Annotated in this window: 13 protein-coding genes; 9 read left to right on the top strand and 4 right to left on the bottom strand. The window is 44.4% G+C overall.

Annotated elements, in window-relative coordinates; translation table 11 throughout:
* Nucleotides 1–142: 142 nt before the first annotated feature.
* Nucleotides 143–844, bottom strand: a complete 702-nt coding sequence (gene rsmG, locus ACTXGJ_RS00570) for a 16S rRNA (guanine(527)-N(7))-methyltransferase RsmG (RefSeq protein WP_443564801.1) — start codon at nucleotides 842–844, stop codon at nucleotides 143–145.
* Between the two features lie 305 nt (nucleotides 845–1149).
* Between rsmG and ACTXGJ_RS00565 the strand changes: the two genes are divergently transcribed.
* From ACTXGJ_RS00565 to ACTXGJ_RS00555, 3 genes are all read left to right on the top strand, one after another.
* Nucleotides 1150–3846: a Lon protease family protein gene (locus ACTXGJ_RS00565; protein ID WP_443564800.1), complete on the top strand. Its 2697-nt coding sequence runs from the start codon at nucleotides 1150–1152 to the stop codon at nucleotides 3844–3846.
* A gap of 219 nt (nucleotides 3847–4065) precedes the next feature.
* Nucleotides 4066–5205 carry a helix-turn-helix transcriptional regulator gene (locus ACTXGJ_RS00560; protein WP_443564798.1) on the top strand — a complete coding sequence of 380 codons (1140 nt, stop codon included), beginning with the start codon at nucleotides 4066–4068 and terminating at the stop codon, nucleotides 5203–5205.
* An 80-nt stretch (nucleotides 5206–5285) separates the two neighbouring features.
* Nucleotides 5286–5945, top strand: coding sequence for a TerD family protein (locus ACTXGJ_RS00555; protein ID WP_443564797.1), 660 nt, complete (start codon nucleotides 5286–5288; stop codon nucleotides 5943–5945).
* An 18-nt stretch (nucleotides 5946–5963) separates the two neighbouring features.
* On the opposite strand, the gene ACTXGJ_RS00550 is transcribed toward ACTXGJ_RS00555, so the two are convergent.
* Nucleotides 5964–6947, bottom strand: a complete 984-nt coding sequence (locus tag ACTXGJ_RS00550) for an ion transporter (RefSeq protein WP_439273911.1) — start codon at nucleotides 6945–6947, stop codon at nucleotides 5964–5966.
* A 781-nt stretch (nucleotides 6948–7728) separates the two neighbouring features.
* On the opposite strand from ACTXGJ_RS00550, the gene ACTXGJ_RS00545 reads away from it, so the two are divergent.
* The gene (locus tag ACTXGJ_RS00545; protein ID WP_443564796.1) at nucleotides 7729–8361 is read left to right on the top strand and encodes an OmpW/AlkL family protein; all 633 of its coding nucleotides are present in this window, start codon (nucleotides 7729–7731) and stop codon (nucleotides 8359–8361) included.
* 201 nt (nucleotides 8362–8562) lie between these two features.
* Here ACTXGJ_RS00545 and ACTXGJ_RS00540 read toward each other — a convergent pair whose 3' ends face one another.
* Entirely contained in the window at nucleotides 8563–10326 is a 1764-nt protein-coding gene (locus ACTXGJ_RS00540; RefSeq protein WP_443564795.1) for a 2-oxo acid dehydrogenase subunit E2, read from the bottom strand.
* A 38-nt stretch (nucleotides 10327–10364) separates the two neighbouring features.
* Nucleotides 10365–13178: a pyruvate dehydrogenase (acetyl-transferring), homodimeric type gene (gene aceE / locus ACTXGJ_RS00535; RefSeq protein WP_443564794.1), complete on the bottom strand. Its 2814-nt coding sequence runs from the start codon at nucleotides 13176–13178 to the stop codon at nucleotides 10365–10367.
* A 1063-nt stretch (nucleotides 13179–14241) separates the two neighbouring features.
* Here aceE and ACTXGJ_RS00530 point away from each other — a divergent pair.
* From ACTXGJ_RS00530 to ACTXGJ_RS00510, 5 genes are all read left to right on the top strand, one after another.
* Nucleotides 14242–16311 (top strand): hypothetical protein, encoded by a 2070-nt coding sequence (locus tag ACTXGJ_RS00530; protein WP_443564793.1) that lies wholly within the window; start codon nucleotides 14242–14244, stop codon nucleotides 16309–16311.
* Nucleotides 16312–16701: 390 nt separating this feature from the next.
* Nucleotides 16702–17166: a hypothetical protein gene (locus ACTXGJ_RS00525; RefSeq protein ID WP_443564792.1), complete on the top strand. Its 465-nt coding sequence runs from the start codon at nucleotides 16702–16704 to the stop codon at nucleotides 17164–17166.
* A 70-nt stretch (nucleotides 17167–17236) separates the two neighbouring features.
* Nucleotides 17237–19267 carry an isopeptide-forming domain-containing fimbrial protein gene (locus tag ACTXGJ_RS00520; protein WP_443564791.1) on the top strand — a complete coding sequence of 677 codons (2031 nt, stop codon included), beginning with the start codon at nucleotides 17237–17239 and terminating at the stop codon, nucleotides 19265–19267.
* 240 nt (nucleotides 19268–19507) lie between these two features.
* Nucleotides 19508–24754, top strand: a complete 5247-nt coding sequence (locus ACTXGJ_RS00515) for a hypothetical protein (RefSeq protein ID WP_443564790.1) — start codon at nucleotides 19508–19510, stop codon at nucleotides 24752–24754.
* A 41-nt stretch (nucleotides 24755–24795) separates the two neighbouring features.
* Nucleotides 24796–25686 carry a hypothetical protein gene (locus ACTXGJ_RS00510; RefSeq protein ID WP_443564789.1) on the top strand — a complete coding sequence of 297 codons (891 nt, stop codon included), beginning with the start codon at nucleotides 24796–24798 and terminating at the stop codon, nucleotides 25684–25686.
* The last annotated feature ends 92 nt before the right edge of the window (nucleotides 25687–25778 follow it).

The following is a 25778-nucleotide window of genomic DNA, read 5'->3' as shown; positions in this document are numbered from 1 at the left end:
CTGATATTTATATCAAACTTTTTATTTTAATATAGTTTTAACGTTAAGGTTGCCTTCAATACATATGGCTGAACTGTTATTAGCAAACTATGTTGCCTTATCTTGATCACGGCTGTTTTATCATACACAAAGTGGCGACAGCTTAGACACTTTTATTGGATAATTCAATTAAATGTCGGCTGTCATCCAAACGAGGCACGGTTAGTTTGATGGTTTTTATCTGCCATGCTGGCTTTAGAGCTGATAATTCATCGGCACTTGGCGCTTTGCCTTTCATCGCACATAGATAGCCTTGCTCGGCTAGCCGCGGCTGCGCCACTGACACAAAATCTGTTAAGCTAGCAAAAGCCCGCGAGGTGACCACCTGATATTGTGCGTCATGCGCCTCAATACGAGCAGCGATAGGCTGCACATTATCCAGACCAAGCTCACTGCTGATCTGCCTGATGAAACGAATCTTTTTTTGATTGCTATCGAGCGCGGTGCAGTGACGCTCAGGCTGACAAATGGCAATAATCACTGCCGGCAAGCCTGCACCCGTACCTATATCTAACAAATCCCCGGCTGGCAAATGCGCTATAATAGCCAAACAATCGATAACGTGTTTGATAAGGGCTTCGACAGGATCGGTGATGGCGGTCAGATTATACGCTTTATTCCACAATAAAAGCTGATCTAAGTATAATAATAACTGGCGCTGCTGGGTATCGGTTAGCGTTAAAGATAACTGCTCAGTTGCCTGTGCCAAGATACCTGCCAGTAGCGGCAACTGCGAGCCAAGCTTTGCAAATCCAGTAGGGTCAATGGTAGGGCTAGCGGACGAGGAAGTGGCAGAAGCTGACATATAACACGTTATCCATTATTTATTTGAACCGATTATTTTATCATGCACCTCAACGCTTGAATAGTTATAGATTGCTTCAATCTTGGTCATCTTATACTATCTACCTTACATTTAATCGTTAATACGTTTAGTCCTGTTAGACAGGATGACTTTCGCTACTCATCACTTTTATCCCTTAACACCATTTATTTACCAAATTTCTTTTATCTAGATGATTACTATACCCTATGATCAAATCGTTCACTGCTGCTAGCAAACCCTCGAATCTCTCAAATCATACAAACCATGATGAGGATAAAGCATCAATGACCCCTCATCCTGTCTTCGCTGAAACCAAACAGCGCTGCCTGATCGATACCAAGCAATTGAAGCGTTACACTCAGGCTAAGCCTTTGCCTAATGACACTCGCAGTGCGCCGCCCTTAGATATCGGCTTCGGTCAGCAGCGCGCCCTTAAAGCCTTGCAGACTGCAATAGATATCGACGCTAGTGGCTACCATGTCTTTGCTGCTGGCGAAAATGGGCTTGGCAAACGTACTATTATCAGCCGCTTATTACAGCAAATCGCTGCCAAAGATCCCACGCCTAATGATTGGGTCTATGTCCATAATTTTGCCGATCCGCGTACGCCTTTGTCGTTGCGCCTGCCCGCAGGACAAGCTAAACAGTTGCAGCAGCAAGTCAATAGCTTATGGCTACAGGCCAAAAAACGACTCAGTCAGCGCTTTCGTAGCGACTACTATCAAAGCCAGATCGAAGCGATAAAAAATGCCGCTCACGAAAAAGAAAGCCATGCTTACGAGGCCTTAAATGCTGAAGGCAAACAATATGACTTAGCTTTGAGCTTTCGCGCCTCGGATAATAAAGCGGTATTTGTGCATCCTAGTCAATTATCAGCAGATGCCGAAAGCCGCGCTGCTGATGCAGAAGAAAATGAACCTAATCAGCAAAATAAACCCAACAAGCCTACGCAAACCGAAAATAATAAAGGTCATTTCACTCACAAAAACCACATGCAAAAACGCTTCAATCAGCTGACCATCGCCTTAGAACAATTAGAAGATGAAGCCAACGACACGATTGAAACTCTACATCGTGATATCGCTCAGCGAGCACTGCAGCCTTTATTCACTGAGGTACGCGAGCAGTTCGCAAGCCAACAAGTCGTGCTCGACTATTTGCAAGCGCTGCTTAACGACATGGTCGCTCACGCTCCGCACATCGTCAATGGCGATGATGAGGAGTTTGTTACCGCACTACTAGCCACCACGCCGAGTCGTTATGCGGTCAACGTCATGGTCAATCATCAGCCTGATAGTGGCGCGCCAGTGATATTTGAAGACTTGCCGACTCATTTGAACCTACTCGGTCATGTGGAGCAAGTCACTCAGTTAGGGACCGTGACAACCGATGTCAGCATGATACGTGCCGGCGCGCTACATCGGGCTAATGGCGGCTATCTACTGTTAGAGGCCAGTCACTTGCTTGAACACCCTTATGCTTGGCAAGGTCTCAAGCGCGCGCTGCAATCGCGTAAAATCAAGCTCTCAAGCCTTGAGCAAATGTTAACCTTGACCGGTAGCTTATCCTTAGCGCCTGTCCCTATCGATCTCGATGTCAAAGTTATCTTGCTGGGTGAAGCGGATCTATATTATGAGCTATTAGAGCTAGAGCCAGAATTTGATGCCGTATTTAAGGTGCGCGCGGACTTTCATGACGACGTCATTCGCAGTCAAGAGCATGAACTGGCGCTAGTCGCTAAGATGGCTGATATTATCGATCACGCCAATCTTTATCCCTTCGATAGCCGCGCGCAAGCGGCACTTCTTGAGCATTTAAGCTTGCAAGCAGAAGACCAAAATCGGCTCAGTTTACACAGTGATAGCTTGATCAAGCTGCTGCATGAGTCCCATCGTCATGCGCGCTTAGATCATAAAACTTCTACGCAGCAAAACACTAATGAAGCAATCGTCAGCGCTCAGCATGTAGAGCAAGCCATTAGCGATATGGATGAACGCTCAGGCTACCTGCGCGACTTATACTGGGATGAGTTAAAAAACGGCCAACAGCTGATTCAAACGAAGGGAGTAGCGGTTGGTCAAGTCAACGCGCTAACGGTCGTCAGCTACGCCGATAGTGAGTTTGGTATGCCCGCAAGGTTGACGGCGGTGATTCAGCCTAATATTGGCGCAGGAGATATCTTAGACATCGAGCGCGATGTCGATTTAGGCGGCAGCTTGCACGCTAAAGGCATGCTGATTATGACCAGCTATCTGCGTGCGCTCTTTAGTCAGCATCATGCGCTCAACTTTAGCGCCTCGCTAGCGTTTGAGCAAAGCTACGCTCATATCGACGGCGATAGCGCTACGGTGAGCGAAGCCTGTGCATTACTATCAGCGCTCGCTGATGTGCCTATCAACCAAGCCTTTGCCATTACCGGTTCGATGAATCAGTTGGGCGAAGTGCAAGCCGTCGGCGGCATTAACGCCAAGATCGCCGGCTTCTTTGATGCTTGCCGCGAGCAAGCGCTGACAGGGGAACAAGGGGTGGTCATTCCTATGGCTAATATCAATCAGTTGATGCTCCGTGATGATATTATCAAAGCGGTCGAAGCTGGTAGCTTCTACGTTTACGGCGTGCGCACTATCAATGAAGCGCTCACTTTGATGACCGGTCTACCCATTGATACTCTCAATAAAAAAGGTCACTATCATAAAGACACTTTATTTGGCAAAATCTTAAGGCGGCTTATATCATGGGATGAGAGCCAAGCGGCAGATGAGCTAATCGAAGATAAAAAGGCCGACAAAAAAGCCAAAAAAAAGCGCAAAGCCAAACGTCAAAAAAAGACCGACAAGCGCCGTGACGAGCTTAGCAAAAAGCGTGATAGCGGTAATACCAACCCTAGACAGGCAAAAGATGACTTAGAGCATAATGATAATGAAGATAGCGATGTCTATGACAGCCACGACATAAGCGATGAGCCCTATGAGACAGATTAGGATGGACAATCGTCCCTAGACGCTAGTCATATTTTCTGCGATGATAAAACACTTTGATTGAGGCGTGTTGATTCGTATTGATTGAAACAAGTAAGACAGATTTGCGGCTATAGTCTATATTGAGACTGTTACTGTTGCTCATACCGATACTCATGACGATATTGGGCTAAAGCTTTAATCTTAAGATATCCAACTTGACTTTATATAGGTTATCAGCCAATGACTGCGCAAAATACTAAAGCGACTGACACCGACACCATAAAGAATATGAAACAATCACTGACCGACTCTGAATCTGTCGATGTAGCTAGCGATCTTGCATCGGAGGCAACGATTGACTCGGTAGCTAGCCGCCATGGCGCCGCTACCACCGCGCGGCAGTGGCAAGTATTATCACAGCTTCAGCGCAACCGCTGGGTCGGTACGACTCATATTTATGAGCAGCTAAAGTTAGCCGGATTTGATATTAGCTTACGTACGGTGCAGCGTGATCTCAATGCCTTAGCCAAGCGCTTTCCCATTGAGAAGAACAACGCCAATCCGCAAGGCTGGCGCTGGTGCGATGATGCGCCATTACAGAGCTTACCGCATATGAACCTATCGCAAGCCGTCGCCTTCAACATGGTTGAGGCCAATCTGACCCAGCTGCTACCGCCTGCTATCTTAGATGAGCTGTTTCCTTGGTTTGATTTAGCACGACGACAGCTCAAAAATAGTAAAGTCACCCACTCTTGGATCGACCGAGTCCGTATTGAGCCGGCTACTCAGCCCCTAATCGCGCCCCCTATCGATATAGAAAGTAAAGACAATATCTATCACGCGCTATTTTATCAACAACAAATCAAAGCTCGTTACACTCGTAGCAATAAAAATGAGGCCAGCGAATATATCCTAAACCCTATCGCCATTATTCAGCGCGGGGTGATTATCTATCTACTGGCAACGCGCACGGATGACCCTGAGCTCATTATTCGTACCTTTGCTCTGCATCGTTTTGCGAGCGTTGAGATCCTAGAGACAAGTGCTGTAACGCCTGAGGACTTCTTATTAGATAGCTATCTAGATGCTGGCGGTATGGGCTTTACTCATCCTCTGCTCAGTCAGTTACCCGATCATGGCAAAAATACTGCTGTTGAGCTGACCTTTACTAGGCGGGCAGGTAAAAGCTTGACGGAGAGCCAGCTGAGTGAGGATCAAACCGTTACTATCAATGATGACGATACTTTGAGCGTAAAAGCTACCGTCAATATGACCTCACAATTGGTCTGGTGGCTGCGCGGTTTCGGTGACGGCTTACTGGCTGCCAAACCTGATCTTCTACATCAAGTGGTGTTAGGAAAAACTCATAATCCGCTATAAGCTATTAAGCTCAGCCTAGTAGAGCAAGCCTAATCAGCTAAAAATATACTCTTAAACCGCCGCATTATTGAAGGAAACTTATGTCAGCCTCTACCCCATCACTGCCTTTATCAGAGAGCTTAAGCGCTCTTGGTTTCGCTACGGATAGATTGTTTTTTGCGATGAATTATCAATTCACTCCGCCAAAAGCGACCGGACTGAAAAAACGGCTCAAACAAAATGATAAAGCTATCGATGTCGATATCGCCTGCGTGCTCTATGATGATAATTGTGTCATAGATGACATCGTTTGGTTCAAGCAGCTGCGTGATAAAGCGGAGTCAGTACGGCATCAAGGCGATAGCTTAAATGGCAAAGATCGCGGTGAGCAAGCCCTTTATCATGCGCCACTAGATCAAGAACAAATCCGCCTATATTTAGATCACATTCCCGCTCATATTCGCCACGTGGCTATGATTGCCCATTCTTACAATGAACAACCGCTTGCAGGCGTAGAAGCAGGTGAGGTGCATTTGAGTGACGACGAATACAACCGAGCTTTTACCGTCGATCTAAAGCAGCTGCCGCGTGACTGCTACGGACTTTGGGTCGCAAACTTGCGCCGCGAGGTTGACGACTGGTATCTAACGGTACAACAGCTGCCTCTAAAAGCTGAAAATATCGAAAAATTAGCGCAGCAAGTTGCCCACGAACTAGCCCGCGCGCTACCGATAGCGCAGCCAACGACAACTAGCCTTTAGATACCCAGAAGATAACCGTTAGCGTAATGACTCTCCGCAGTGCGGGCAGAAGTTTTTTGCTTTAGACACTTCTTTTTCTCGGCGCTCAAGCTCCTGCTCACGCAATACTTGTAGCACAATATCTTGCGCTTGCTCTCTATCAAGTCCCAACTCGCGGCGGATTTTGTCGATCATTGTCTGATTTTGCACCAGATCAAAATCACTCTCAATCAGCTGCTCGCGAAAGTCTTGTTCTAGCTCATCACGGCGCTGAGCCAGCTCGTTGGCAAGACCTGTCGCCAAAATACCTGCCGGTAGCGCCGCCAAACCTACCCCCAAAATAGTGATAATAGCGCCGAGTATTTTACCGGCGTTGGTAATCGGCGTCACATCCCCGTAGCCGACCGTCGTTAAAGTCACAACCGCCCACCACATCGCTTTAGGTATCGACTCAAACTCTTCTGGCTGCGCATGATTCTCAACCAAATAGATACCACTGGACGCGGTCACTATCATAATGATTAAGATAAAAATGACCGCTTGGAACGAGCCTTTTTCTTTACTGATGACCACGAGCAAAATACGCATTGAAGCAAAATAGCGAGTGAGCTTCAAAATACGGAACAAGCGCAATATTCTTAAGAAGCGCAGATCGATAGTCACAAAGAAATTTAAGAAGGCTGGCGCAATCGCAACCAAATCGATTAAAGCAGAAGGACTTTTTAGCCACTCCCAACGTTGACGCCAAGTCGTATTATCAGGTTTGGCCTCGGCTACGCTCCATAACCGCAATAGATACTCTATCGAAAACACCACGATTGAGAAATTTTCAAATAAAGTAAAATACTCCTGATAAGGGTAATACCATTGATCAACAGACTCAGCAATCACCGCTGTGACATTGGCCATGATTAAGAAAATTAGAAAGTAATCAACACTACGGCTAAATAGCGTGTCATGTTCATCATTTTGCAAAACATTGTAAACGAAATGACGTAATTGCCGAATGGGATGAAAGGCCATGCTGATCCTTTTAACAAGAGCGATAGTTGAATAAAGAAGAGAAATTACGAATTATAAAGTTTACCACTCTAAACGCTCAGCTGATATTTAACAAAACAAAACTCATAGAAAATAGCGACAGTTTTGATTAAAAATCGTGAGCTTAGAAGATCGTCAAAACTAATTGAGAAGATCCGAAAGCTTACGAAAGCTGATATAGAATAGAATAACCAACCCATAAGACTAACCAAGAAAATCGGCTTAGATTAATAGCGCATAATAGCTATAAATGAGTGTTAACAGTAATATGATAACAACCACTAAACCTAATTGTAGAGCGCGCTGTTCTATAAGTGAGCTGCTATTGCTACTATCAGAGATTAACGCTAGACCGCACTGAGGGCAGCTATTACTCGTCTCATTTAAGATCGTCATTGACATCGCCTTGCTGCAACGAAGCGGCGAATTACTACAATAGCCTGTCATCTGTTCCTCCTTATTTCAAAACCTCTATCAACCCTTTATCTCAATCTCTTGAGCTTCATTATCTTTCTATACCCATCACCTCTTTATTCTTATTATCTTTTTATCCTCAATAACCGTATAAATCCTTCGAAAAACTATCTCTAGGCCATAATATATTGCTAGATTATTTTAATTCACTACTCTTTGTAGGGTTTTTATATTATAATAAATACAAGATAAATACTTTATCTTATCACTGTAACATAGGATATCAGAACTGGTGTCATCCCTCACCAGTAATACGCTGATAATCATTTATTACCTCAAGGATCAAATGATGAAACTACAATCCCTAGTTTTAGCTGCTGCTACTACCCTGACTATGACTTCTGCTTTTGCTGTACCTGCTGGTACTTGGACGGTCGCCGCCGGCGCTCATATGGTTGACCCAAAAAGCGATAACGGTACCTTAGCCGACGGTGCTTTTTCTGTAGAAGTTGATGATGATATTCGCCCAACCGTAAGTGGCGAGTATTTTGTCGCAAATAATGTCGGTATTGAGCTACTAGCTGCTATTCCGTTTCATCATGACATTACCTTAACCGATGCAAACGGCAATAAGGTCGATGCAAAAACTCAGCATCTACCGCCTACGCTATCGCTGCAGTATCACTTCGATGACTATAACCTACCTATGAACGTCAAACCTTTCGTTGGCGTTGGGGTTAACTACACCACTTTCTTTAAAGAAAGAATTTATCTAGGCAATGGTAACGATTTAGATATCGATGACAGCGTTGGTGTCGCCGGTCATATCGGTGTTGATATTCCATTCACGCCAACCGAAGCCTTCCGTATCGATGCGCGTTACATGGATATCGAGCCAGACGTTAGCTTAAATGGCGACGATATTGGCTCAGTGGATATCAGCCCTTGGGTTTATGGCGTTGCTTTCGTAAAAAGCTTCTAACATAAAGCAAAATACGATCTAATAAAACATCAAAAAGCCGGCTAATGCTGGCTTTTTCGTATCTAATGATTGAGAAAAATAGCAAGTGACTAGCATTTATCATAGCTAACAACCCCGAGGGTGTTGAATAATTAGCCATAAAAAAAAGACCGCCCTAAGACGATCTTCTAATCATAACTATAAATATTCGTTAGCGTTTATCTATAATAAAATACGGCGCGGATCCGCTAGCAAAGTCGTGATATAACGAGTAAATACCGCAGCATCAGCACCATTAATCACGCGGTGATCATAGGACAAAGATAATGGTAGCATCAGACGCGGCTCAAAGGTTTGCTTACTCTCATTCCAGCGCGGCTGCATGCTCGCCTCAGAGACGCCTAAGATACCGACTTGTGGCCAGTTTACTAGTGGCGTAAACGCCGTACCGCCCAAGTTACCTTGGCTTGAGATCGTAAAGCTCGCCCCTTGCAGGTCTTTAGTGCTGAGCTTTTTATCGCGAGCCTTGCCTGCCAGCTCGCCGATCTCGATAGCGATTTGCTTTAGACCTTTATCCTGCACGTCTTTTATCACTGGCACAATAAGACCGTCATCGGTTGCCACCGCAATGCCCATATTAACCGTTTTACGTAAGATAATCTGCGTATTATCATCGCTCAAATGGCTATTAAAACGCGGGTGCTGCGTCAAAGCATAAGCCGTGGCTTTGACAATAAAAGCTAAAATCGTAAAGCCAATGCCTTCCGCTTTCATTCCACCTTTGAGCTCGCTGCGTAGTTTTTCAGTCTCGGTAATATCAGACAGATCAAACTGCGTCACTTGTGGTAAGTAAGTATTGTAATTGAGCTGGGGAATCGAGACTTTTTGTAGACGACTTAAGTCCTCTATTTCAGTCTCGCCCCAAATCTCTACGTTACTCATATCCGGCAAGCTTGGTAGACTCGCTCTAGCCGCTCCGCTGCCACTATTGATTGCCGATTTTTGCGTGGTCAAGCTCTCTTTCACATGCGCAAACAGATCTTCTTTTAAGACACGATCGTTAATCGCTGAGCCCGATACTTGCGTAATATCTACGCCTAGTTGACGCGCAAGCTTACGCACAGCAGGACCGGCGTAAACTTCAGTGAGTTTCTCATTCACTTGTGCTTCGGTCAGCTTATTGCTTGCGCTTTTTGCAGCAGCCTTACTATCAGTAGCGGCATCATCTTTCGATGGCGATGCTGCTTGCTTGGATTCATTAGTCGCTTGCTCGGATTTATCTGCTGACTGCTGTGGTTTGGAGTCCTCAGACTCAGATGCTTTATTATCCGCGGCCGAACTATCAGACGTATCAGCGTTACTACCGATAATAACGATAAAGTCTTGGCCATTGGCGACCATGTCCCCTGCTTTCACGAGGATCTTCTCTATTGTACCGGATTCGGGCGCGGGCACTTCGACCGAGGCTTTATCAGACTCAATGAGTAAGATAGAGTCATCGGCAGTGACCTTATCACCAACGCTGACCATAATCTCTGCCACTTGCGCTTCTTCAACGCCTAAGTCAGGCAAAGCGTGAGTCGTTGCGCTGCCGGTATTATTCTGAGTCTTAGAAGAATCAGCATTATCTTTTGTCTGCTGCGCTTGCTCATTATTTGCATCTTCAGCTTCTGTATATTTACTGTCTTCTGTATCGGTTTTAGACGGTTTCGGCTCATTTTTAGAGCTGTCACTAGACTCATCAGCTGCTTCACTATCAACGTCACTATCGACCTCAATGAGCACCATCCCTTCACTAACTTGATCACCAACCTCAACGCTGATTTTGCTCACTTTACCAGCAGCAGAGCTAGGCACTTCAAACGAGGCTTTATCAGACTCTAATAAAATAATATTGTCGTCTTTAGCAATGACATCACCGACTGCTACCATGATCTCACTGACTTCGGCGCTCTCGACACCTAAATCGGGGGCTTTAATATCCATCCTAGTTTCTCCTTATTATCTCGTCATGTAGTTGTGGGCTATTCTTTGATGTCATCATCGTTTAGCAATTCGGCGTCGGCTTGATCTTCGGCGCGACCTTCGCTAGAGATTTCATCATCATCTTCACCGACAAAATCAGGAACAGGATTTGGATTGACGTTATCAGGTGCGGGTGCATCTGGGAAATGATCATAATGAGGCTGCGTCTGCCAAGCGGGCGGCTGATCGACTTCGATACCGAAGCTTGAAATAGCATCTTTGACTAAGCGCATCTCTACTTCACCTTCATCTGCCAAGCGCTTAAGCGTGGCGACGACGATATGAGCGGCATCGACGTGGAAGAAGCTACGCAGCTGCTCGCGAGTATCTGAGCGACCATAGCCGTCTGTACCTAGTGTGGTATAAGGACGGTTGTCAGGCAGCCAAGCGCGAATCTGCTCTGAGTAGTTACGCATATAATCGGTTGCGGCTACCACGATGCCCTCGTGCGGTGCAAGCAGCTCTGTAACCCAAGGCACGACTTCATCATCCATAGGATGCAAGCGATTATAGTCATCACAAGCCATGCCATCACGAGTCAGCTCATTGAAGCTGGTCACGCTCCAGACGTTAGCAGTAATATTAAACTCATCGTTGAGGATCTGCGCCGCTTTTTGTACTTCACGCAAGATTACCCCCGAGCCGAGTAGCTGCACTTGGCTTGAGCCATTATCTTCGAGCAAATACATACCGCGCTTAATACCCTCTTCCACACCTTCTGGCATAGCAGGTTGATCATAGTTCTCATTCATTAGCGTCAAGTAATAATAAACGCGCTCACCCTCACCATACATGCGGCGCAGACCATCATGCATGATGACGGCTAGCTCATAACCAAAGCACGGATCGTAGGTTACGCAGTTGGGCACTACGCCGAATAAAATCTGTGAATGACCATCTTGATGCTGTAAGCCCTCGCCGTTTAGAGTGGTGCGTCCTGCGGTTGCGCCTAATAAGAAGCCTTGTGCTTGACAGTCGCCTGCCGCCCAAGCAAGATCGCCGACACGCTGGAAACCAAACATTGAGTAATAAATATAAAGCGGAATCATTGGCAGAGCATTGACTGAATAGCTGGTCGCTAGCGCAATCCAAGTACTCATCGCGCCTGCTTCGTTGATGCCTTCCTCTAGCATGTGTCCATCGATAGCTTCTTTATAGCCCATGAGCGCTTCGCTATCTTCTGGCGTATACTTTTGTCCAGAAGCAGAATAAATCCCTAACTGACGGAACATACCCTCCAAACCAAAAGTACGCGCTTCATCAGGAACGATAGGCACGACGCGGTCTTGAATATCTTTGTTTTTGAGCATCGCTGATAGCAGACGCACAAACACCATCGTCGTTGATTGCTCTTTACCTTTGCTGCCCTTAAGCACGCGATCAAAAATAGACAAATCAGGGATATTGAGCGGAATATGACCACTACGGCGATTAGGTAGATGCCCGCCTAATGCTTCTCGGCGACCTTTTAGATACTTCATCTCCGCCGAGTCTTCTTCTGGGCGATAAAAAGGCAGCGTCTCTAATTGCTCATCAGTAAAGGGTAGATCAAAACGATCGCGGAAATACATCAACGACTCATGATCGAGCTTTTTGATCTGATGCGATTTATTTACCGCTTGTGCTTGCGTAGATAGGCCATAGCCTTTTACTGTCTTGACTAACACAACGGTTGGCTGACCTTTGGTCTTCATGGCTTCACTAAAAGCGGCGTAGACTTTCACAGGATCGTGACCGCCACGATTCAAGCGGGAGATATCCTGATCTGATAGCTCATTCGCCATCTCCTCGAGCTCGGGATATTTGCCAAAGAACTCGTTACGGACAAAGCTTGGATCACGGGCTTCATATAACTGATATTCGCCATCGACCGCTTCTTCCATACGGTGCTTGAGCACACCAGTATCATCTTTATCGAGTAGATTATCCCACTGGCCACCCCAGATGACCTTAATAACGTGCCAACCGGCACCGCGAAATACCGACTCTAGCTCTTGAATGATCTTGCCGTTACCGCGTACGGGTCCATCAAGGCGCTGCAAGTTACAGTTGACCACCCAAATGAGGTTATCAAGCTTTTCACGGCCAGCAAGGGAGATAGCTCCTAAGCTCTCTGGCTCATCTGTCTCGCCATCACCTAAGAAGGTCCAAATCTTGCGGCCTTCCGACTCAAGCAAGCCGCGGTTTTCCATATAACGATGCACGTGTGCATGATAAATGGACATAATGGGTCCAAGACCCATAGAGACTGTTGGGAACTGCCAATAGTCCGGCATCAAATAAGGGTGCGGGTAGCTCGATAGACCTTTGCCGCCGACTTCACGGCGAAAATTCTCTAATTGCTCCTCATTCAGGCGACCCTCTAGATAAGAGCGCGCGTAGATACCAGGCGCGGAGTGACCTTGATAATAGATCATATCACCGCCGAAGTGATCACTTGCGGCACGGAAGAAGTGGTTAAAACCCGTCTCATAAAGCGTAGCACTGGAAGCGAATGTCGCTAAGTGACCGCCCAAATCATCGTCGTTCTTGTTAGCGCGCATGACCATAGCTAGCGCGTTGTAGCGAATGAGCGCTCGAATCTTACGCTCTATTCCCAAATCGCCGGGATACATCGGCTCGTCTTCAACAGCAATGCTATTGATATAAGCGGTGTCCAAACGGTTAAAAGGCAGGCCTTCTTGTACCGACATATTATAGAGCGCTTTTAATAAAAACTGGGCACGATCCTTATCGGCATGCTTAATCACCGATTCAAAAGCATCTAGCCATTCCTGTGTTTCGGTGCTATCGGCATCCTTGTAATAATTCATCTTTACTTGTCCTTTTTATGAGTAGTTCCTGTTTGCTACAGGATAGGTTATTTCCCTTAAAAGCAAGGGTGAGATTTATGAGTTATATAAAGCAATATTAAAGCCTTTAATTAAGGCTTCTATATTACTTTATGTATAACCGTTATTCATTAAAATAATGAAGAAACAGACAATTTTGCAACTTCCTTGTGCTGCTTAGGGATACTGTCTACTGATTTGAGTTTAAATGCGAGGTTAGCATGAGAGTGACTTTGTCGATTCGTTTAATAAGACATCACAATCTAAAAGTCAGTTTACATATAATCACTGACCTCTATTATAAGCCCTTATGAGTTAAATGTTTATGGCTATTGGTAAATACCCATACGCTAAGCATTTTTTAGAAAAATAGCGCTCTCAGAGCTAGCTATACTAGATGATAAATCTATTCCTTCTACTATCTCTCTCCACCACTTAATCATTGATATTAAGAACATAAGTTTGTTAAATTATCATAGTTTGATAGTTTGACCTGACCATTTTGCGTCCTTTATCTCGATAAAACCATCACACATAAAACTAAATTTGACATTATCATCTTCGCTAGTGACAATTTTTGGTAAATGCCCGCCCCGTTTTGTATAACTGAAAGTTATTGTCCAATCTCATCACACCCTATTCATTCTAAGCTTCGCATTGTCATATTTAAGACAAATAAAACCTTATAAATAAAGGCTTGTAGCTAATATATATACAAGAATACTATCGATTAAATATAGCTTTGGCATATTTGTTGCTGTATTTATAGTCAGTAATAATTGAATGAATTCTCTATCGGTTTATCTGACCGTTTATCAGGAAGGTATGGAAAAGTTATATTCTACAAATTAAATTTCATAATCTTAGAATTAAACTTAAGTCTACTATAACACCCTCCTATCTTTTAATTATTACCGTTCGTCGAAAAGTTTAACAAGATGCACAAATATAGCTAAAACCATGGCATTTATTAGAAATAAATCAGTAAGAAATCTACTACCTACGCCAAAGATATCGAATAGATAACTATATTAAAGGTGACAAAATGCGACAGTCTCAAAAGTTTTTCGAAGCCACCGATATTTATACCTATCTTAGGCATTTGCAACAAATGTTGATTATGGTGGGGATTTTACTGTTCGTATTGAGTAGTGTGTCTGCTTTAGCTAATCCATTCGCTAATAATATACCTAATTCAGCTCCCAATGCGTGTCCAGCCGATCACAAAATGTACTATATTGGGAGATCTAATCCTACCTACACACTTAAAGAGACTCGTGGTTTGGTCTGGAAACAGGGTAACCAAGAACGAGATAGATTTACTTTTGATGAAGGCGCTACCAATAAAATATTTTTTATGCAATTTACTGGTATTGACTTAAATAATAATCAAATCAACAACCAAGACAACAATAGACGTAATACTCCACCTTTTTTCGGTGGCATAACCGGTGCAACGTCTAATGCAATCAATTTAGCACATAACTCCCCTGCTGTTCGTAATACCAATAATACAGTAAGGCTCAGTAGTAATTGGCCAATGAGCAAAATTGGTTTTAAAATTCAAGACTTGGATGCGTCACTTAATACTGGAGCTTCCCTTGCTTATATTGAACAAGCAAGAGCACTTAACAACGGTAAGTTAAGTCTGGCATATACTCCTCCTGCCTTACCTTTTCATGATGTAAGTAATGGCGGTAGTACAATTACTGGTATTGCCGGTCGCAACTGCTCGCTTAACGAGTGCAATATCGATGCAGCTTGGGGCTATACACCTGCTAACACAGAAGTCGTTTTAGAACATGGTATTACAGAGACTTCCATAAATAGTCCTCATGCAGTTGGCTATTCAGATTTTTATTATTGCTTAGCTCCACCTAGGATAGTACTCCAAAAAGTGTTGACAGGTGCTCGTGTTCAGACGACGGATCAATTTAGTTTACAGGTAACTAGCAATAATACAGTCCCTACAAACAACTTCACGACTACCGGATCAGGCTCTACGATTGACAATAACACTACAGCGACTGCAGTGGCCGTTGACCCAAATACAACATTTACTATTGTCGAGAGCGTGATAGGCGGCGGTGATATTATAAACTACGATGCCACGTATAGCTGTAGTAACGCCACGACTCTAAGCGCTACCGACCTCTCTTCTGCCAGCGGTAGTACTGTTTATAATAGTTCAGACAATACCCGCTCTTTTACGCTGTCTAATCTGAACTTTGGGGATGAGATAACTTGTACTATTACTAACACCCCAACCGCCTACACTTTCTCAGGTGTAGTGTTCAACGATAATGGCGGTATCTCCAATATGCAAGCAGATGCTGACAATGCAGATATCACCAGTATCAGTAGTCCTTATTCTAACAACTCTAGTTACTTTAACGGTCTATTCGATACGTCTTTAGAGTCAGGTATTACTGATAGTACAGTCAGTTTAGTCAATTGTGCAACGTCGACTACTGTTTATGGCACCCAAACTGTATCTAGCACAGGTGCTTTTGAAATAACTGCTCCAGCTGGCGTTATCAATTCTAATTCAAATAATATATGTCTCGTAGAAGAAAGGGTTGGAAATGATTATCCGATTCGGACTACCTTAGCTACTAAAGCTATCACTATTCAGCCCGACACCTTAAATTATGATGATAACTTCGGCAGAGTGGTTGCAGCGAATAGAGCTTTAGTTCTCAGAAAAGCTCAATATGTCAATGATTGCCCTACTACTTTGGATTATAGTGCAGCCACCCTTAACACTCTAAATAATCCAAACCCTAGAAGTGGCTTTAGTGAAGATGGAGTCAATGGGAGTAACCTTATTCCTGGTCAGTGTATTGCTTATAGAATCACAGCAACCAATCGTGCCAACCTTCCTATTAGCGACTTTGTGATGCAAGATACTCTACAGAAAAAGGGAATTAAAGGTGCTTTAATCACTTCGGTGTTGATAGGGCCTATACATAATGCCGATGATTACGCTACCGATAGTATCGCTATAGATGAGAATGGAACGGTGATAACTAGAAAGCTTAGCCTGGACCCAAGAAAAAGTCGTAACTTCTACTTTAACACTAAGTACGGCACCACTAACGGTAATAATCCTTAACTTCAGCCCTATCTCTCATCCCACTATCTATACTCAAATCACAGCTATCGTGGCTTGAGTGACTTCTCTATGTCCTTGTTTCGACAACTGTTTTATATCTTCATAAGTTAACCATTTAGCAGATTTTTAATACCATCTATCGCTTTTTAGGTGTTTATCTGGCCTTTCTCTGTAAAAATGCACCATGTAATCAAACGCCTTATTTTCGTTAGCATTATTGCAACTATTATTTTATTTTGGCATAGATATTGCTTGTATAAATTCAAACAGCTATCTGAAGTTATTATCAAAGATCGCAAATAGCAGATCAGCGGTAAAGACGGCAACAAGCAAAAGTAATTTAAAAACATAACTGTTACTAACGATCATGACATAAGCAAGGATACATTTATGAAATACACCACTACCCTACGTAAGGTTCTAATCGCTACTTTAGCTTCTATCAGTTTGATGAGTTTTGCTCATGCTGAAGACGCGCTAAAGATGCAACTGTCTGCTAATAAGGTTGTGACCAATAGCGAGGGCAAGGTTTCTTACGTACCAGTCAATACCGCACCTGCCGGTACGGTTGTACAGTACAAAGCCACTTACTCTAATACCATCGATGAAGACATCCAAGATTTAGAAGTCGTGTTGCCTATTCCGGCCAACATGACTTTCACCGGTGAAGCTAGCCCTGCCAGTGCGCAAGCGAGCATTGATGGTAAGAACTACGCCGATATGCCTTTGATGCGCAAGGTCGACGGCAAGATGATCAAAATTCCTTATTCTGAATACCGTACGCTGCGCTGGAATATCAAATTATTACCCGCACAGAAATCAGCAGCTGTTGCGCTGAACACTACTGTTAATTGATTGAACTATTTTTAACCGAGCGATCCTTCCACCCTTCACCCTAGCTTTCTTTAACACTTTGGAGCAATACATGAGATCAAATACTTTTAACTATAGCCTGCTTGCTGTTGGCGTTGCTGCGCTGATGGGCGTTTCTACTGGTGCGATGGCAGCAACGAGTGGCGAAGCTGAAAACAAGCCATCTATAGCTAACCAAGCTAGCGCTAGCTATAGTGTGGGCGGCATTACCCAAGAACCAGTCGACTCAAATACCGTTACTATTAACATTACAGAGCAGATCTCATTTGCTTTAACTGCGCAAAATGCTGATAACGATCCAGAAGATGACTTAAATGATGGCGGTGATGTTTCTCCCGAGGAAATCGTACAGTTTAAGCATCGATTACAAAATACAGGTAACCGTACTGATGAGTACACCGTTAAACTAAGTAACGTACTGAACGGCTCAGGTGATGAGGCTAACTATAATCTTAGTGCTTCCACTGTTGACTACCAGATCAAAAACGAAGATGGTAAAGATGCTAACGTACCAAATGCATCGGGTACTGGTCTTAAGGTATCTGATATAAATAATATAGCTTTTGAGCTAGAAGCAGGTCAATATGTTGACTTTACTATCAATGCTAAGACCAATGGCAACATAGGCGGTGACACTCAAGATCTAACGCTTACGGCTACCAGTACAGCGCTATCCACTAATACGCCTACAGGGGTTGACGCAACACTGACTAATACCGATACCTCAAATACAGTATTGCCTGTCTTTAGTATCGTCAAGTCCATTACTGACACGCTCAACCTAAACGATCTTAATGATACTGCTACTTATAGCATTACAGTCACTAACGACGGTGATGCCGATTATGCTGCTGATGCCACAAATATTATTGTCCGTGACACCTTACCACCTGGTCTGATCCTTGTACCAGATTCAGTAACTTCAGTTGATGCCACTACTGGCGCTACTGCACAAGAAACTACCACTGGCCCCAATCAAGGATTTGTCTACTCAGGCATTGATTTGGCAGTAGGTGACAGCGTGACTATCACCTTTAATGTCAAGCAAAATCCAGATGTTGCACCTGCTAATGGTGTCGTCAACCATGCGCGTGTCGAAGATACGTTAAAGAACGGCGTAACAATCATTGATAGTACAAATAATACTGATACTGATGAGAACACAGGTACTTATTACCCTGCTAATGATGATAATGAAAACACCAATGGCACACCTCCTACCACACCAGGTGGTGACTCAACTGAAGGGTTAGAAGTCAACAAGCGTAATATTGCTATCTCACCAGGGACGAATAAAGAGATTGCACCAAAGGGTACAGTAGAGTTTACTCATACCATTACCAATAAAGGCGATGCTGATGAAGGTGGTGCTAAACGTCAGATTAATATCACTATTACTGACCCTGCTGGCAATGCGCTTAAAGTCAACAACCCTGTTTATATCGATGATAGCGGTACTGAGCAAGCCTTGATACCAGTTGATGCGCCGAATGGTGTATATCGTCTTCCTGATTCTGTCGTTATTGCCCCTACTGAGAGCGTTGATATTCGTTATGATGTTGTCGCAGATGCAGATGATCCAGATGCGCTTGATACAACAGAAGATAATGTAGTGACAGTTAATCCTCAAGGTAATGATGGCTCAGATCCAGTTGCCGCCACTAATACCACAACTATCAAAGGCTTGGCATTAGCTAAAACTGCAGCTTTAGATGAATTTTGTGATGGCACTGCCGATACAGCATTTAGTCAGAGTCCTAAATTCACTGCAAAGCCAAACCAATGTGTTATTTACAACATTGATGCGACTAACACCTCTTCGGTGCCTACTACAACGAATCCATACTTAGGCTTTGAGATCGCAGATGTTGTCATCTCAGATGTTAAAGCACAGTTTGCTAATGGGGCAATTTATGTAGATAACTCTGCTGCCACAACAGGTGACGCTCCTGTCACTGCGGATGCTACTGATAATGGCACGGCTATCACTACTACTGTGAGCCCACTTGCACCACAAGAAACAGCAACTTTACAGTTCCGTGTGAAAATCAAAAATGATCCTGTAGCAGCTCCAAATCCTTAATAATTATGGTCATATTAAGGTCTATTCTATTTTTAGACATTTCTATAAGTCTCGCTTGAGGCCTATAAAACAACGCTCTAGCTTGAACTAAGCATTTTATATCAGCCAAGCTAGAGCATTACCACCCTTTATGTTTTATTGGATAAGCGACATATTATGACATCTCATGTAATAAATACGTCTAAACACATCACGCACTCAACAGCTAAGATATCTGCGCTGTCGTTTGCTATGTTGCTTATGCAATCAAATATCGCCATAGCCGCAGATGATACAAACCCGAATTTACAAATCATCAAAAACACGGCAAACGCCAGCTATGACGTTGGTTCGGTTGAGCAAAGCAACTCCTCAAACCAAGTACAAGTTAAGTCTTCCGCTTTACCTGAGTATGGTATTGAACTAACTCAGCCGCTAATACAGACCGTCGAGCCTGGCACTACTGTCAGTTGGGTAAACGTCCTCAAAAATACCAGCTATAACAATCAGACTGTCGAGCTAACGCTTGATATTGCCCCGGCGCTCTCAAATGTCAAAGTCTATCAAGATTTAAATAAAAACGGCATCATCGATGGGGAAGATAGCGAGATCATCTTCGACAGCTTAACCACGCAGATCAAGCTTGGTCAGAGCGAGAATATTCAGTTTATTGTTCAAGCTTTATCAGATGTGAACGGTAAAAGCGGAGATACCGCTGATATTAAGATTGGCGCTGTGGTATTAGAAGACGAATCAATTACTGCATCAGCTATCGACAATCTAGTTATTGTTGAGCCTGAGATTAACTTTACGACTCCTAAGTTCGATGGCAATAAGTCCACCTCACAACTTGGTGATGACGTCTATATCGAAGCCAGCTACGCGCAGTGTAATGTGCAGCTAGATAAACCTGATCAAGCTTGGGTCACTGTTACCTCTTCGTTGACAGGTGATAAATACTCACTAAAAGCGCTTGAGACAGGTAACAGTACCGGTAAATATCAGCTATCCGCGCCTACTCAAAATAACGCCAATGCTATCAATGATAAAATTATTCAGACTTTAGCAAACGATACTTTAACGGCGAGCCTAGACGCTTGTATCGCTCCTTCTGTTGGCACTGGCGCTGAACAGCTACCAAGTACAGGCGACTTCACCCTTCGTATCGAAGATTTAGACACAAAAGTCGATATCGTCGATGACAACCCAACCTTAGTCGTTACCAAAGAAAGTGAAGTTAAGAGCGCTGAGCTTGGCGATTATGTCAACTACACGATTAGCGTGACTAATAATGGTAATTCTACCGCTTATGATGTAGCGCTAAAAGATGCTTTGCCGCGCGGTTTTGATATGGTCGCCAACAGCGTCCGTATCGATAACAATAATACTGATAACGGTATCGATATCAATCAGCCTCAGACCACTGAGTTTAGCGCTGAAGGCAAATATCAGGTGTTAAGCCTAGGCAACTTAGCTGCTAATGAGTCTAAAGAGATCACCTATCGAGTATTGATCGGTGCCTCAGCATTAGGCGGAGACGGAATCAACCGCGCTATCGCTGTAGCCAATAATGAACAAGGTCAGAGCCTAGTCTCAAGAGAAGCGCAGTGGCAGATCGAAGTAGAACGCGGCGTGATGAATACTGACGGCATCATCGTCGGTAAGGTCTATCACGATATCAACCGTGACGGCATCCAACAAAAAGAAGATGGCGAGCTTGGCGTCGCAGGCGTGCGCATCTATATGGAAAACGGTAACTTCATCGTCACCGATCCTGAAGGTAAGTATAACTTTTATGGCGTGAGTGCCAAGACACACGTACTCAAAGTCGATCGCACTACCATTCCGCGCGCCACTGAGCTAGTGATCCAAAGTAACCGTAATGCTGGCGACGCTGGTAGCCGTTTCGTCGATTTGAAATATGGCGAGCTACACCGCGCTGACTTCGGTATCGTCGGCGGTATGGGTGATAGCACTGAGCGTCTAAATGCTGAGCTCATCGCTCGTAGTAAGTCTATCAGCGCCAAAAATAATGCGCTTGAGCAAGCGGTAAAAAGTCAGCTGGATCTAGAGCCAATCTACGATCGTGATTATGATGATAATGTCGATGCTAGCGGCTGTAAGTCTAACGATGCTTTAGATCAAGGTATTAACTGTGACTCAGCTATTGTCAATGATATGGTTAATCCAGCTAACGAGCGTATCGACTTAAAAGTCAATACTATCGCCCAACCAAAAGAAAAAGTACTCGAAGAGTTTCTAAAAGAAGTCTCCGATAATGACGTCGCTTTTATTAATCTAAGCGAAGGCCAGCAGCTCAGTACTTATAAGCAAATGGTGCAAGTACAAGCGCCGCTCGGTGCTAACTTTACTTTATACGCTAACGGTAAAGCGGTCTCAGAGCAGCAAATCGGTAAAACCGCTGAGCAAGAAAAGCAAAAGGTAACCGCTTTTGATTATTATGCAGTTGATCTAAAGCGCGGTAATAATACCTTGCGCGGCGTTGCAACTGACGTCAATGGTAAAGTCATCTCTGAGCAAACGATTAAAGTAACAACGCCAGATAGCTTGCAAGCGATTGACTACCGTACTCAAGATCAGCTCGTTCCTGCCGATGGCATCAGCGAATATCAAATAGTTATCAGCCTAAAAGATCGTGATGGTAGCCCTTACGTCGCCTCTACGCCGATCACCATCGATACCAATATCGGCCGCATTAATCTAAAAGATAGCAGCAAAGACAAAGCAGGCACACAAATTACCGTTAATGGCGGCGAGCTGTTGATACCTGTCACCGCGCCAAGCGTTCCCGGCAAAGGCGAGCTGGTTATCGATACTGGTAGCAGCAAACAAATCATTCCGCTACAGTTCACCGCTAAGCTGCGTCCGCTCATCGCCGTCGGTATCGTCGAAGGCGCAATCTCACTTAAAGACTTCGATGGTGGTCAAATTACTGATGCTCAAGGCGCATTTGAACAAGAGCTACATGAAATCTCAGGTGATGACGATTACGCCGCCTCGGGCCGCGCCGCTATGTTCCTCAAAGGTAAAGTACGCGGTGATTATCTGCTGACATTAGCTTATGATAGCGACAAAAAAGGCGAACGCCTGTTCCGTGACATCGAACCGGGTGAATACTATCCAGTCTATGGTGATAGCTCAGCAAAAGGCTTCGATGCGCAGTCGACTAGCAAGCTTTATGTGCGCGTTGATAAAGGCCGCTCGTTCGCTATGTATGGCGATCTCAAGACGCAAATCGATAATGATGAAGGCATCAAGCTCGGTCAATACAACCGTACTTTAACGGGTCTAAAAGCTCAATATGAAGACAACAATACTCGCGTTACTGCCTTCGTCGCTGAGACCAGCACTAGCCAGCGCGTTAATGAAACTCGCGGTTTAGGTATCTCAGGCCCTTATCCTTTAGCGGAGGACTTCGATGCGGTATTAGAAAACTCAGAAACTATCGAAGTTATCACTCGTGATGCCAACAATCCAGGCTTAATTATCAGCCGCGAGACCCTTACGCGCTTTGCTGATTATGAGATCGACCCAATTAGCCGCAGCTTATTTCTAAAATCTCCTATTGCAAGCCAAGATTTAGCGGGTAATCCTATTTACCTACGTGTCACCGTAGAAGTCGACGAAGGCGGCGACGATTATATCGTGGGCGGTATCGCAGTTAAGCAACAGCTCACCGAAAAAATCGCCATCGGTGGCAGCTATATCAATAGTGATGATCCGCTAAACGAAGAGCAATTGGCTAGTGTCAACACCGTTGTCAAAATGAACGATAAGCTCAAGCTCGTCGCTGAATATGCGATGAACAAGGCGGAAAATCCAAACTTTCAGCCTAGCAATCAGATTAACGCTTCAGCATTAGACGCTAATGATACTGATGGCGATGCTCTACGTATCGAGCTTGATTATGACGATAAGAAAAACACTCGTGCTAAAGCTTACTATAATGATACGGATGAAGGGTTTGTCACCGGAGCCTCTCCGCAAACTGCGGGTCGTCAAGAGTCTGGCTTTGAGGTCGCACATCTCATCAATGATAAGAAAACCGCGTTAAAGCTAGAAGGTGTACGTACTAAAGACTTGACTACCGAAGCTAGTCGTCAAGGAGTGCTAGCGAGTATCGAGCAGCGTTTGAGCACCAATGTCGTCGGTGAGATTGGTGTCCGTTATTATAAGCAGGACGCGACAGCCGCTTCTCGCAATATTCAAGACGCCACTGATGTCGTCGATGTCACTGACGATACTCTCTTTAATGATGACATTATTAACCAATCGGCGCTTAGCGGCGTCAATAATGCTGATAAAGATATTGAAGGCACTACCGCGCGCGCTCGTATCACCGCGCGTCTGCCTAAGCTCAATAACTCATTAGTGTTTGCAGAATATGAGCAAGATATCGATAACAGCGAGCGCAATGCCACCTCTGTCGGTGGTGAGACGCCTCTCGGTAATTTGGGCCGTTTATATGCTCGTCACGATCTGATCAATAGTCTCTCTGGCAGCTATGGTCTCGATGATACCGAAGAACGTCAGCGCACAGTATTTGGCTTTGATGCCAACTACATGAAAGACGGTAAAGTCTATAGCGAATACCGTATGCGTGATGCTATCAGTGCTCGCGAAGCAGAAGCCGCTATCGGTCTTAAAAACAAATGGTATATCCAGCAAGGTCTGACTGTAAATACCTTATTTGAGCGTGTCGAATCCTTAGAAGGTGAGACGGAAAATACCGCTACAGCAGTAGGCGTAGGCGTTGAGTATCTAGCGCAGGAGGACTATAAAGTCTCAGGACGTTTAGAGAAGCGTTGGGGCGAGACTAGTGATACTCTACTCGGTAGCGCGGGTGTTGCTTATCGCTATACTAATGAGATAACTTTACTTGCTAAAGACATCTACTCACAAGTGGATTATGATGATGGCGATCGTACTGTCAATCGTTTCCAGTTAGGCGCAGCATACCGTGACTATGATAGTAATCAGCTAGACGCTTTAGCTAAGCTTGAATACCGCTTAGACGATAATAATACCGGCGATGATACTTATCAAAAAGACACGATTATCTGGTCATTGAGTGGTAACTATCATCCAACACGTCCTTTGACTTTATCGGGTCGTTATGCCGGTAAATACACGCAGTTCGATGCCGATAATATTAGCAGCGATAATACTGCCCATGCTCTATATGGTCGTGGTCTATATGACTTAACTGAGCGCTGGGATATTGGCCTGCAAGCGGGCACTTATTGGAATGAGCAAGCCAATGATATGTCTTATATGCTGGGCGCTGAAGTCGGCTATAGCCCGATGACTAACCTATGGTTGTCACTAGGCTATAACTTTATGGGCTTTGAAGATGATGATATTGCCTACGATGATACAACTCAAGAAGGCGCTTACTTTAGATTACGCTTTAAGTTTGACGAAGACTTATTTAAAGGTAAAGATACTAGCACTAACCCACGTTTAGACCCTAACTCTACCTTATAAGCTATTTAGCGATACTTTTACCTTAATTTGAGGTCTGCTCTATGACTAATATGACAAACAAATCGGGCACTTTAAAGACTACCCTACTTTCAGCAGCATCTTCATCATTTGCGCTAATGTTAGGGTTGACTGGAATTTCTACGGTACAGGCTGCCGTTTCGCTTGATGAAGATGTCGTCATTAGTCCTACCGCTGTCAACTGTCATATTGGCGCTACAAAACTTCAAAACAACTATAAAGGCAACCGTCAGCGCGCAATCGCTTGTATGCAGCTACAGCTCAAGAGTTACCAGCTCGCTAGCATGAGCGCCCGCCAGCAGTACTTTGCTTATAAAGCGCAGGCTTGGCTTAATTATACCAATCACGAGGACAGCATCAATAGCAGTACCGCCGCCGGAGACTATGCCTTTGATGAGGCAAAAAACATTTTACAAGCATTACAAAGCGGCAGGGAAGATAGCTTAAACTTAATGGTCGATATCCCCAAGACCTCTGCGCTGATGCGCCCAGATATTTGGGCCAATATCAGTGCTCTAAAAGATAGTGGCGGTATCGCTAGTGCGCCGCGCGAGCTTGCTTTTAGTGAGGTGAGCTTAGTGTGGGCCGCCGCTGATCATTGTGAGCATGGCTCTCGCAGCTCAGGCTCTCACTTTCGCATGGCGGATCGCTGGCTTGAGCAAGCACGCGAAGCCTTTGTCAATGCTAATGACTCAGCTGCTAGTCTCGCTATGCAAGAGCTAGCCGTCAGCTACTATCAGCAGTATAAAACACTAAATGCAAGCGATGATGTTTGCCGCGGGCAAGAGCTAACCTCGCTAGTGCTAACCGCTATCTCGCTCTTTATAGCCGATTCTGCTATCACTCATAACATTAAGATAGCAAGTGCCATTCCTAGCACTGAACCTACAGTCAGCTATCAAGTGATTAACTAACTTGTAGTCAATCATATGATAGCTGATCTATCTAAAAGTCGATACCTTACTATTAGCGTATCGACTTTAAGGTAGGTGCGGTTAACTTGTAT

The organism is Psychrobacter sp. 1Y11 (genome assembly GCF_052259045.1).
Lineage (GTDB): Bacteria > Pseudomonadota > Gammaproteobacteria > Pseudomonadales > Moraxellaceae > Psychrobacter.
The sequence above is the reverse complement of the archived record's forward strand: the minus strand, read 5'-3'. Positions and strand labels throughout refer to the sequence as shown.